Source organism: Halalkalibaculum sp. DA384, assembly GCF_043951955.1.
Classification (GTDB): Bacteria; Bacteroidota; Rhodothermia; order Balneolales; family Balneolaceae; genus JAMQKA01.
On the sequence record NZ_JBINJE010000006.1, the window covers coordinates 29,650 to 41,684 of the forward strand.

Genomic DNA, 12,035 nt, shown 5'->3' on the forward strand with positions numbered 1-12,035 from the left:
GTGACCAGAGAATGGACGTGGCTACCGCTTGCAACAGTTAAACTAATCGGTTTAAAATAACTGTATTTGAAATGTTGACCGAAGCTTGTCACTCCCGGATGGCCATGTTTGTACTGTTACCCGGTCTCTCCACTCGGTATACTGTTCAATTTCGAGATCTAGTCTATGGAGAACCCATGTCAGATTATCGTTGTGAAACTGCGTAACATCGAAATTCAGTTGCAGGGCGTGGTTGCCCGCAATCTCCTGCAACAGGCCACAAATAGCCTGTATTTTGGCTTTTCCATCGGGGCACACTTCCGAGGACCGAATACGGCAGGATTCCGAATACACTTGTTTCTGTCGGACCATTTGTATGTTTTGTATCTGGTGAATTGTAGAGTTCCTTTATTCGTAGCTTACGTACTATCCCAGAGGCTAACTGAAATCTTATATTATCTCCCTTTAAACAGTTTCGGATGCTGCCGGTGGAACCCTGTGGCTTCCTGAAAAATGTTGGCAAATTCCAGCAGTTTTCCTTCCTCATACAGATTTCCTGAAAAAGTGATGCTGGTCGGTTCCCCGTTTTCCGTAAACCCGTTGGGCAGCACGACGGCCGGATGACCCGTGAGATTGGTCAGCAGCAGGTTGTCACCAAAGGTAGGAGACACATATATATCCACATGCCTCATCAGGGAATCCATCTTTTGGATGAGTTGGTGGCGGATTCGATTGGCCTGGATATATTCCACTGCCGGAATGAAGCGGGATGAGCGGAAAAGGTTCGGCCAGGCCTCCTGGCTTTGGCGGACCATTTTGTCATCGCGATCAGAACGGGTTAGCTGATCGAATGCGGCTGCAGCTTCGGCATTAAGTATAAAGCTGAGTGAAGATACAGGCAGCCGGGGCAGGGTTATGGATGTTAAATTAACCCCGAGCTTCCTTAGGGATTCCAGCGTAAGGCTATCTTGGCTCTGACTGGCATAATTTCGGTCGAACGAGGACTCCACGTAGCCAATAGTCAATTTGTCGAGGTCCAACTCCTGGTCATAATTAAAAGGCAGGTCCACTACGGTCTGGTCATCGCCGCCGGGACCGTGAATCGCATGGAATACAATGGCCGCGTCTTCTGCGCTGCGGGTTATCGGCCCCACCTTGTCCATGCTCCAGCTGAGAGCCATCGCTCCGTGCCGGCTAACCCGGCCATAGGTGGGTCTGAGGCCCGTTGTGCCTGTTCGGGTAGAGGGAGAGACGATGGAGCCCCAGGTTTCGGTACCGAGCGCAAAGGGTACCAATCCCGCTGCAGTTGTCGCTGCGGAGCCAGCAGATGACCCACTGGATCCCTGCCTGAGATTCCAGGGATTGCGGGTCATCCCCCCGAACCACACGTCGCCATAGGCCAGCGCACCAAGCGTGGTTTTGGCTACGAGCACCGCACCGGCTTCATCCAGTTTTTTCACAACAGTGGCTGTCTCACTGATTTGCTGATTTTTATAGGGTTCGGCGCCCCAGGTGGTTTTGTATCCATTAACAGCAAAAAGATCTTTTAAACCGTACGGAATACCGTGCAGTGGACCGCGATAATGCCCGTCTTCCAGCTCCTGATCCAGTTGCCGCGCCTGCCGGAGCGCACGTTCCTCCGTTAATGTGACGACAGCCTCCAGGGTATCGCCGTATCTCTTGAGGCGATCAAGAAAGAACCGTGTCAGTTCAGAGGGGGATATCTTCCGGTTTTTGATGAGTGAAGAAAGTTCTGCAACGGTATAAAAGGCGAGTTCTGAACTGTCGGAAGGCAGCGAGATCTCCGGTGGTATATCCCATTCAACAGGACGTTGTTCGTGGTCAAATGTTTTTCCTCTGGGGATCGGGTTAAAATCAAGCGCCGGAGGAACTTCATTTGCAATTTCCCAGTCGCGGATGGTTTGATAGTTCTTTCTGAGTCCTTCAAGCTGAGAGATCATCGAATCTTTTTCCGAGCTGGTAAATGTCAGGCCGATCAGTTCTCCTGCATGGGTTATCGTCTCGTTTGTAATAGGGCGTTGATACAGCGAATGGGCGGTGAACGCGAGAAGAAATCCCAGGGAGACACCGGTAAACAAGTAGATAAGACGTTGTTCCATAAATAAAGCCGTAGTGAAAATTTGTTGTAAAAGAGGGCCTTGAAAACCAGGAGTGTTGGTCAAGATCAACCCCTGAGGGGATTCGAAACCGCAGTTTATATCTCATAAATGAGGATTTCGAATTCGCGAAATTGACGATATTGGCCAATACAACAGTTTTGCATAGATCTCTAAAATACGATTGTAGGAACAAAATGAAACCAGATATTGACCTGCTGCAGCTTTTTTAAAAGGTCGCAAAATCCCCGGCTCGTCGTTGGTCAGGGAGTTGCACTCCCGCTTGACAGGACGCCCCGATCCCGATAAAACAGAAGGTTTTGCCCTCTCCCTGAAAATCAAAAAGCCAAATGATTAGGTTAAAAGTTGGAATACCTGTATAATTAGCACGCTAATGCTAACATACTGATTCAGTGTCGGTCACCCGTCCACTGGCGGGTGTGAAAAGGGAATCCGGTGACCAACCATAATTGGGCTGGAAGTCCGGAGCAGTCCCCGCTGCTGTGAATTCCGTTGATGATGTTACAGGCACATATCCACTGTCCCCGCACGCTGGGATGGGAAGGAGGCCTGGATCGGGATAAGCCAGAAGACCTGCCAACGCTGATGAAGGAAAAGCTTTCGGGAGAAAAGCTGTACCTATGATTGATTATACATATCTGCCACCGCACCTGGTTGGTATTATCTGCCTGCTTTTTTGGGGCAGTTGTAAAAAAAGTGATGCGGATTATACACCTGAAACAGCCCCTCAGCCTGCTGTAACCACCGTTGCCCATCCACCTGCTGAGAAGGTGGAAATCAATTTTGCACGGGGATTTGACATACATTATCGTGAAGGCTACAAACGCCTCGAAATACTGAACCCATACCAGGATCAGGCTGATACCCTGCATTACGTGCTGATACCCCGTGGGGCGAGCCTGCCCGAATTTGAAGGAGACGCCCAGGTTATCGAGATACCGATTCGCAGTATGATAGCCACATCAACCACCCACATCGCTCTAACAGATATGCTCGGGGCCAATTCCATAATTGAAGGCGTAAGTCAGCCGGATTACGTATTCAACAGAGAAATCCGCAGGGGCCTGCAGCAGGGAGATATCAAGGGCTACCCGGGGGGCGAACTTAACAAAGAGCAGGCACTTGCACAGAATCCCGACCTGGTTATGATTTCCGGAGGGCAGGCGTCGCAGTATGACAATTTCCGGGTACTGCTGGATTCCGGCATTAACGTGTTGGTAAATTCGGAGTGGTTGGAAAATACTCCGCTTGGAAAGGCTGAATGGGTGAAAATGATGGCGGCCCTGCTTGACAAGGAGGCCCTGGCCAATCGCCGTTTTGAAAAGGTGAAAAGAAGGTACCGGGAGCTCAAGACGAAGGTTGAAGATGTTTCTGAGAAGCCGCTGGTGATTAATAACATGCCCTATAAAGGGGCTTGGTTCGTATCGGGTGGAGATAGTTTTTTCGCCCGGTTTCTCCGTGATGCCGGCGCCGATTATCCCTGGTTCAACAAGGCCTCAACAGGGGGATTGAGAATGGATTTTGAAGTGGTGTATGAAGCGGGACTGCGCGCGGATATCTGGCTTAATCCGGGAAATGCAAGGACAAAAGAGGATATCCTGGCCGATGACAGCCGTTTCAGGGAGTTCAAATCGTTTGCTAACGGCCGTATATTTAACAACAACCGGCGGATGAGTAAAACCGGAGGGAATGATTTTTGGGAATCGGGGGTGGTGCGTCCCCACATAGTACTGGCCGATCTGATTAAGATTATGCATCCATCCCTGCTGCCGGATCATCAACTGTATTATTATCAAAAAATTGAGTAATGCAGGAAATACGCAAACATACGGAGTCGATACCTCAAAGCACGACAAACCGATGGTATTTTGCAGGACTTTCCGGGGGCGTGGTGCTGCTCTTTCTCGTCAACCTGGCACTGGGCTCGGTGGATATCCCGGTTGACGAGATTATCGTTATCTTGCTGGGAGAGGGAGCAACGCATGAATCGTGGACCAAGATTGTATTGAACATTCGCCTGCCCCGAGCATTGACAGCGATTTTTGCTGGCAGTGCACTCTCAATCGGCGGTCTTTTGATGCAGACGCTGTTCAGAAATCCGCTGGCGGGACCTTCAGTGCTGGGAATAACGGCGGGAGCCAGCCTGGGAGTGGCTATTGTGATGCTGGCCACAGGCACCATCACCAGTATCTTTGCAATACAACAGCTCAGCAGTGTTGGCAGCTGGATAATCGCGGCTGCCGCAAGTGTGGGTTCTTTTGCCGTCCTGCTTCTCATACTGGCTATTTCAGTGCGTATTCGTGACAACGTAACCCTGCTGATTATCGGCCTCATGATCGCCAATATTACTATTGCACTGGTCAGCATCTGGCAATATTTCAGCGAGCCGGAGCAGATACAGGATTACCTCATATGGACCTTCGGCAGTCTTGGTGGCGTTACGATGAGCCAGATATCCATCCTTTTTGTCATTATTACCATTGGAACCGGCATCGCTTTTCTGCTTTCAAAATCCCTTAATGGACTGCTGTTGGGGGAAAACTATGCCCGGAGCATGGGTATTGCCGTCCAGCAATCCCGAATATGGATCATCATCAGTACCAGCTTGCTGGCAGGCAGCATCACCGCATTTTGTGGGCCCATCGGTTTCGTGGGAATTGCCGTGCCCCATTTAACCCGCTCCCTGCTGGGCACAAACGATCATCGCATGCTGATCCCCAGTACATTCCTTATGGGCGCAATACTGATGCTGGCCTGCGACATTATTGCCCAGGTGCCCGGCAGCAGCACAACGCTCCCGATCAGTGCCGTAACTTCGCTGGTCGGTTCCCCGGTAGTCGTATGGGTCATTGTGCAGCGCAAGAATTTACAAGCTTCTTTCTCCTGATGGCAGTAAAAAATGACATACTGGCAACCCGAAAGTTGTCGATCGGCTATAAAGGAAAAAACAGACCGGCCGTGGTGGCCGGGGAGCTCAATCTTTTCTTGAAAAAAGGAGAATTGGTTGGGCTTTTGGGACCAAACGGATCGGGAAAGTCAACATTAATTCGAACGCTGGCTCGTATGCAGCGTCCGCTGAACGGTAGAATCTTGCTGGAAGGGAGCGATCTCGCAAGCCTTCCAATGAAAGAGGTAGCGAAAAAGGTAAGTACCGTTCTTACCGACCGAATCCGGATCGGCAACCTGACGGTCTATAACCTGATTGCGTTCGGCCGGTCTCCATACACCGGAATGATGGGAAAGTTGAGGGAAGAGGACCGGGAGATCGTGCACTGGGCCATCGAGGCAACGGGATTGCAACGCTTCGTGGAGCGGGATATCCTGAAATTGAGCGACGGAGAGCGCCAGAAGGTGATGATTGCCCGGGCACTGGCCCAGGATACTCCGGTTATATTGCTGGATGAACCCACCGCCCACCTGGACCTTCCCAACCGGGTGGAAATAATTCGTCTGCTTCGAAAACTGGCCCGTGATACCGGCAAGGCGATCCTGATGTCGACTCACGAGCTCGACCTTGCCCTGAAAGCATCGGACCAGGTTTGGCTTATGGACCGGGAAACCGATATCCGCTGCGGCACCCCGGAGGATCTGGTGCTAAACGGGTCCTTTGAAGAGGTTTTCCAGCAGGAGAGTTTTGATTTTGACCGGAAAACAGGTTCATTTAAGATCCATCAAAATTGCGGAAGGCAGATTACCCTGAGTGGGGATGAGGTGTCAAAATACTGGACGACCCGGGCCCTGGAACGGGAGGGCTTCATCGTGCAGGAAGTTGATACTGAAGGGAAGGTGCAGGCCCTGAATAAAGACGGAGAATTGATCTGGAAAGTGGGCAATGCGCCTGCTCTTTCCTCAGTTGAGGCCCTGATTCAGCGACTGCGAAGTGGAGGATGAGTAATCCAAGAGGATTTTGTACAACTATAACCCTGGCCAAAGTGGAAATGCTGAACATAAGCTGAATACAATGAAAAAAGAGGTGCTGACATCGGGAAAGGCGTCATTCAAAATAGAGGTTCCCTACAAATTGATTGAAGTTGGCGAAAAGGGGCCAAGGCCGCTGATCATCTACCTGCATGGATTTGGACAAAATATTGGCACATTCAGGAAACAGGTTGAAGGAATGCTGAAGATCAACGCATTCCATCTTTTTATTCAGGGTCCATACCCGATTTACGAAAGGGCGAAAGAGCGCACCGTGGATGATTGGGGGCGCGCGTGGTACCTGTATGACGGGACACAGGCGCAGTTTGCCAAGTCGCTGGAGCTTGGCTCAGAGTTTGTTCAACAGGTTGTTGACAAAATACTGAACCATATTGAGGTTACACGCATATGCATATTCGGATACTCCATGGGGGCCTATCTGGCCGGTTTTTTTGCCCTGTCCCGGTGGATGCATGTTAATGAACTTGTCATGATCGGGGGGCGGTTGAAGACGGAACTGTTTGAGGATCGAGAACATCACTACCGGCACCTGAATGTGCTTGCTTTACACGGAACCAGGGATGACACAGTGCAGGCGGAACCCCAGGAAAAATCCGTTACTCGGTTGAGAGAGTGGGGCGCCAATGTCTCTTTTATTGAATTGGAGGAAGGGCACAGGTTGACAAATGCGTATATTGATGCCGTTAAAGGATGGTTGGAGGATGGGGGTTACCTGCTATTTTAACATTTGTAAAAATTTATCTTTGAAAAAATCGAACTTATCTGTTTATTATCAGAGAGTTAGGTCAGGAATTATTTTACTCGAGTAAAACAAGTGGCCAAAGAAGAAAACAGCCTTAAAAGATAAATTCCATGGAAGTATTAGTTATTGAAGACGATCCTTCTGTTCGCACGTTAGTCAAAGCCGTGCTGGAACACAAGGGAAATGAGGTAACCCAGGCAGACAACGCCAGCAAGGGTAGAGAGCTTGCGACTTCTGATGATTTTGATATCATCATACTGGATCTTGGATTGCCAGACGGAGATGGTTTCGATATCGCCAAGGATATTCGGGACAAGGATATCACTACGCCTATCCTCGTACTTTCAGCAGAGCAGGAAACCGATGTCAAGATCAAGTGCCTGAAGGTGGGAGCCGACGACTACCTTACCAAACCTTTTAATACGGAAGAGTTGATGGCCCGTATTGAAGCTATTACCCGCCGTTCAGGAGAATCGCTTGATGACCAGGTACTTGTGTGCGGTGAATTGATGGTAAAGCTGCTGGAACGCCAATTCTCTGTTGACGGAACGGCCGTGGATCTAACCAACAACGAGTTCAACCTGCTGGTGTTCCTGATGAAGAACAAGAATAAGATTGTCACGCAGGAACAAATTGCAGAAGAGGTGTGGGATATTCATTTCGATACGCAGACCAACTATATAAATGTATACATCAGTTACCTGCGCAAGAAAATACGAGAGCACGCCGAAAATGATTATATCGAAACGGTGCGTAAAAAAGGCTTCGTGCTCCGGTGCGGGGACTAACAGAAACAGGTCTTACCCGGGGTATGAGCCAACGATATAATTTTTCAGATGATTAATCTCCACTTTTTGTTCTGAGATAATCTGTTTAACCAGGTCCCCAATTGAAATAACACCGATAACCTCGCCATTTTGCTGCTCCAGGATGGGTAAATGCCTGAATTTTTTCTCAGTCATCAATGCCATACACTTTTTTATTGGAGTATCGGGTGTTACCCAATATACTTCCGAAGTCATAATATCTTTGACAGGGGTTGTTTTAGACCTGCGGCCTTTCAGGATTACCTTGTCCCGGTAATCCCGTTCCGAGATGATCCCACACAGGGCCCCCCGTTCATCCAATACCACCAGTGCCCCAATTCGCTTTTCTGACATCAGCTTTATCGCTTGATAGACGGTACTTTCCGGATCAATATGATAGACCGTATTCCCCTTGCTTTTTAAAATATTGCTTACCAGCATAATCTACTCCTTTTTTTAGGATGGGCTAACAATAGTATAATAAAATTCGGGAATATTTTTAACAGATTGTTGGAGATGATGATAAATAGGGGAAACTTAAAAGTATTGGTGGGTCTTTTCAGGCCGAGAGTTCGTTTTGTGTGAACAAAAACGCGGTCATAGATCCAATGAAGCCGTGTGCTCAGGCAGGCAGACCTGAGACCTGAGTTATGCCGTGAAGCTACAACAATATTGCTAAACCGGGCTCAGGAGGAATCATAGACCAGATAAACCTTGCCGATTTAACTGTAGCTGCCAGGTTCCTGGTCCTAGTCCATGGACTTTTCGTTGGTCCGTGCAATTTCTTTGTACAAGAGAAATTCATCGGGCGTAATGTCCGCAAAGAGATAGTTAATGGGGTCGATAGGTTCGCCATCGTGATACACCTCATAGTGCAGGTGGGGACCTTCAACCATGCCTGAATGCCCGGAATACCCGATAAGATCGCCGCGGGAAACTTTGGCACCGGGCTTGATATTTTTGGCGTAGGAGGAGAGATGAGCATAGCGGCTTTCGTACCCGTAACCGTGATCAATAATGACGAGCCGGCCGTAGGTTCCCTTCATGCCCGCAAACTTGACCGTGCCGTCACCGGTGGCAAAAACATCATCGCCGACATTGGCCCTGAAATCAAGTCCGTCATGCATTCGGCGATACTTCAGGACAGGATGAAACCGCATGCCGTACCCGCTCAGCATGATGCCCTGAACCGGTTTGATAGCGGGAATGTGCCTCATTTTTTCCTGATTGCTGTTATAGTACTGCTTAATCTCGTTGAAACTGGATTTTTGGATATTTACGCCTCGTTCCAGGGTTTCCAGCTTTTCAGAAGTCCATTTGAGGATCTCGGCTGTTTCCTGGCTGTATACATCAAAATCAGAATAGATATCAGCACCCCCGACCCCTGCCTCTCGCTCGTCATAGGGGATCGGTTCCAGTCCAAGAACGGAACGGTACATTTCGTTGTCAGTTTGGGCCAGCTGATCCAGCTCCCCGTCGAGTTCCTGAATGGAATCTTTGGTCTGCTCCAGGTGGCTGAGAAGGGCCTGATTTTCTGCCTTGAGGGCAATTTCGGCCGGCGTTCCCACCGTGGATGAGAGAATTGAGATCCCCACTCCCGAAAAAACAACGCCGAACAGAATATAAAGGGAGGCGGTGTAAACGACGCGTTCAAACGTATTATATTGAACCGGTACAAATTCACAATTACGCTCGTCGTAAAAAAAATAATTTTTTAGAGCCATGTCTCCATTTTTATTTCAAGAGAGTAATTGCTGAATGAGAATGATGAACGTACCCCACAGCAACTCACAGATCCTTCACACTTTTTTAATATAATACATTTTACTGATTACTCAACATCCCCCTCAAAATAGTCGATGGCCCGTTTGGGCATATCGCTGGAGTTGGATTTTTTAGCGATGTGCTGTTTGATCTTGTCTTGCAAAACTTCGGCGGCGTCGTAGCCGTAGTGACGCAGCAGGTAGTTCATGGCAATGACTTCGGCAATAACGGTGATATTTTTGCCTGGTGTAATCGGGAGGTGGATCAGGGGAACTTCAACGCCGAGAATATCGGTAGAATCCTGGTCTAGCCCCGTGCGCTCAATATCTTTGGATTCATCCCACAGGGAGAGCTCCAGTACCACCTCGAGCCGTTTCTGGTAGCGAATGGCACGGATACCAAACATCGACATGACATCGACGATGCCGAGACCACGGATCTCCATAAAGTGCTGGTTCATCTCGGTGGCAGAGGTCATCAGGATGTTATTTTTTTTGGTGAGCATTACCACGTCATCGGCGACCAGCCGGTGCCCCCGTTCCACCAGATCCAGCGCCACTTCGCTCTTGCCGATTCCCGACTTTCCGGCAATAAGAATACCGATGCCGTAGACATCCACCATGGACCCGTGCACCAGCGTCTGTACGGCAAATTGATCTTCCAGGAAATCCCTGATCAGGTACATAAACCGGGTCGTTTCGATGGGGGTGTTGTAGATCGGAATTTCAGCCTCCCGCGCCATCTGAAGCAGGTAGTCGGGCAGGTTGTTGCTGTCGGTCAGGAAGATAATGGGAATGTTGAACTTGACGAGCTGGCTGAATGACTGCCGGCGCTCTTCTTCGCTCATGTTATCCAGGTACTGGCTTTCGGTGTTGCCAATAACCTGGATACGCTGGTAGGTAAACAGCTTAACGTAGCCCGCAAGAGCGAGCCCCGGCCGGTGAAGGTCGGCTTCGGTAACATACCGCTCTTCGGTAAACTCTTCGCCCGTAAGCGGGCGCAGATCGATATTAACCCGCTCCTGCAGTTTTTTTACTAAATGGGCTACACTGATTTTGTCTTTTCTGGGTATCGGTTCCAGATCTCCAAAAGGCATAAATGGATCTTAATGGTTGGTAAAATGTTTGTTTTTATACTTTTTAAGCTGGCGGGTGATATTGTCCACCACCCGGTTCATTGCCTGTTCATAGGTGGGGGCGGTTGCTTTTGCATTTAATAATTTCTGGGGAATTTTCACATTCAGTTCGGCTTGTTGCGGTTCCTCGTCATCGGGGGTAGGCTCCAGGATGATATCACAGGCCAGGATTCGGTCATAAAATTGATCCAGTTTTTGTACCGCGTCTATGCTGTATTCTTTCAGTTGTTGACTGGCATCGAAATGGCGTGCGGTGAATGTAGTTTTCATAGTTGTAAACCTCCTACTAAATATGCGATTAACTTTTAGCTCTCGGATGTGCTAATTCGTACACATTCTTGAGTCGTTCTACACTTGTGTGAGTATACACCTGGGTTGAAGCCAGGTTTGAATGTCCCAAAAGTTCCTTGATAATACGGATATCCGCTCCGCGATCGAGCAGATGGGTGGCAAAACTGTGGCGCAGTACATGGGGACTTTTTTGCGTGACTTCGCTTGCCCGCTGCATATAATCTTTGACAATGCGCTGCACCGCCCGTGGATAGATGCGCTGGCCGTGGGCGGCCAGGAACAGGGCCCGGCGTGCATCGGCATCCGTTCGTGTACCGAACAACTCTTTCCGGGTTTCCAGATGCCGCTTGAGTGCTGTAACCGCCTCACTGCCCAGCGGCACGATACGCTGCTTGGCCCCTTTACCCATTACCGTAACCTGTTGCAGGTTAAAGTTGAGTTCTTCAACATCAAGTGAAACAAGCTCACTCAGGCGAATACCGGTGCTGTAAAATAGTTCCAGGATTGCGCGGTCCTGGGCACTCCGGGGATGATCTGCCCGGGCCAGCTCCATCATTCGGCTGATATCCTCGCTATTGGCTGTTTTGGGCAGCGGCTGGTCCCGTTTGGGGACAATCAGCAGGTGCGCCGGATTTTGTTCAACGAGTCCACGCTTGAAGCAGTATTTAAAAAATGAACGGACGGCGGCCGCTTTCCTTGCAATGGAATTTTTTGCCAGGTCTTGTTCTGCAAGTTCTCCCAGCCATAATCGTATCGTGAGGCGTTCAATATGTGAGAGGTCGACCTCCCCATTTGAACGGGGTTGCATTTCAGCGCAATAGTCATGTAGCTGCATCAGATCATTTTCATAAGCGGCAAGGGTGTGTGTGGAAGCGTTCCGCTCAATTTTCAGGTAGCGCAGGTATTTATTAACAGCTTCTTTCATGCAACTAAGTAGTATATCTCGATATTAGAATGAAGAGATAAGATATTAAGTCTGCCGTCTTCCATCTCACGGTTGATCCTCGGTGTCTGTCAATGCCGTCTTGCTCTGTTTGTAATATATGTTCTCATAGAGATGTATTCCATTTTTGTTTCCCCGCGGTAGTACTTGGATATTGTCAATAATTTAAAAGGTATCCAAATGACAATTCATGTTACGGTTATGCTGATAACCGGAGCCGGATTTTGGTCCTGTCGTGTTCTCCAGCGGGAATGCGGATTTGGAAAAACGGCCCCGAAACCGAGCCGAACTCAAGGTG

At 49.1% G+C, this 12,035-nt stretch carries 12 protein-coding genes and 1 riboswitch; of the genes, 5 read left to right on the forward strand and 7 right to left on the reverse strand.

Annotation, left to right across the window (positions count from 1 at the left end; genetic code table 11):
- Positions 1–51 precede the first annotated feature (51 nt).
- Positions 52–351: an acyl-ACP thioesterase domain-containing protein gene (locus tag ACG2E4_RS05365; protein WP_395260946.1), complete on the reverse strand. Its 300-nt coding sequence runs from the start codon at positions 349–351 to the stop codon at positions 52–54.
- Between the two features lie 83 nt (positions 352–434).
- Complete coding sequence (locus ACG2E4_RS05370) at positions 435–2,099, reverse strand: amidase (protein WP_395275924.1); 1,665 nt, start codon at positions 2,097–2,099, stop codon at positions 435–437.
- Positions 2,100–2,496: 397 nt separating this feature from the next.
- Positions 2,497–2,713, forward strand: a riboswitch (cobalamin riboswitch).
- Positions 2,714–2,737: 24 nt separating this feature from the next.
- Between ACG2E4_RS05370 and ACG2E4_RS05375 the strand changes: the two genes are divergently transcribed.
- The 5 genes from ACG2E4_RS05375 (at position 2,738) to ACG2E4_RS05395 (ending at position 7,586) form a co-directional block, all read left to right on the forward strand.
- A complete protein-coding gene (locus tag ACG2E4_RS05375; protein ID WP_395275925.1) occupies positions 2,738–3,925 on the forward strand; it encodes an ABC transporter substrate-binding protein in 1,188 nt (395 codons plus the stop codon).
- Entirely contained in the window at positions 3,925–5,004 is a 1,080-nt protein-coding gene (locus ACG2E4_RS05380) for a FecCD family ABC transporter permease (protein WP_395275926.1), read from the forward strand. The genes ACG2E4_RS05375 and ACG2E4_RS05380 overlap by 1 nt, the downstream gene beginning before the upstream one ends.
- Entirely contained in the window at positions 5,004–6,008 is a 1,005-nt protein-coding gene (locus tag ACG2E4_RS05385; protein ID WP_395275927.1) for an ABC transporter ATP-binding protein, read from the forward strand. Before ACG2E4_RS05380 ends, ACG2E4_RS05385 begins: the two co-directional genes overlap by 1 nt.
- 70 nt (positions 6,009–6,078) lie before the next feature.
- Positions 6,079–6,780 (forward strand): alpha/beta hydrolase, encoded by a 702-nt coding sequence (locus ACG2E4_RS05390; protein ID WP_395275928.1) that lies wholly within the window; start codon positions 6,079–6,081, stop codon positions 6,778–6,780.
- Positions 6,781–6,908: 128 nt separating this feature from the next.
- Positions 6,909–7,586, forward strand: coding sequence for a response regulator transcription factor (locus tag ACG2E4_RS05395; RefSeq protein WP_395260956.1), 678 nt, complete (start codon positions 6,909–6,911; stop codon positions 7,584–7,586).
- Positions 7,587–7,598: 12 nt separating this feature from the next.
- On the opposite strand, the gene ACG2E4_RS05400 is transcribed toward ACG2E4_RS05395, so the two are convergent.
- The 5 genes from ACG2E4_RS05400 to ACG2E4_RS05420 form a co-directional block, all read right to left on the reverse strand.
- Complete coding sequence (locus ACG2E4_RS05400; RefSeq protein ID WP_395260988.1) at positions 7,599–8,048, reverse strand: CBS domain-containing protein; 450 nt, start codon at positions 8,046–8,048, stop codon at positions 7,599–7,601.
- A gap of 305 nt (positions 8,049–8,353) precedes the next feature.
- The gene (locus tag ACG2E4_RS05405; RefSeq protein WP_395260958.1) at positions 8,354–9,328 is read right to left on the reverse strand and encodes a M23 family metallopeptidase; all 975 of its coding nucleotides are present in this window, start codon (positions 9,326–9,328) and stop codon (positions 8,354–8,356) included.
- Positions 9,329–9,435: 107 nt separating this feature from the next.
- Complete coding sequence (hprK, locus tag ACG2E4_RS05410; RefSeq protein ID WP_395260960.1) at positions 9,436–10,464, reverse strand: HPr(Ser) kinase/phosphatase; 1,029 nt, start codon at positions 10,462–10,464, stop codon at positions 9,436–9,438.
- 9 nt (positions 10,465–10,473) lie between these two features.
- A complete protein-coding gene (gene hpf / locus ACG2E4_RS05415; protein ID WP_395260962.1) occupies positions 10,474–10,773 on the reverse strand; it encodes a ribosome hibernation-promoting factor, HPF/YfiA family in 300 nt (99 codons plus the stop codon).
- Between the two features lie 28 nt (positions 10,774–10,801).
- Entirely contained in the window at positions 10,802–11,719 is a 918-nt protein-coding gene (locus ACG2E4_RS05420) for a tyrosine recombinase XerC (protein WP_395275929.1), read from the reverse strand.
- Between the last annotated feature and the right edge of the window lie 316 nt (positions 11,720–12,035).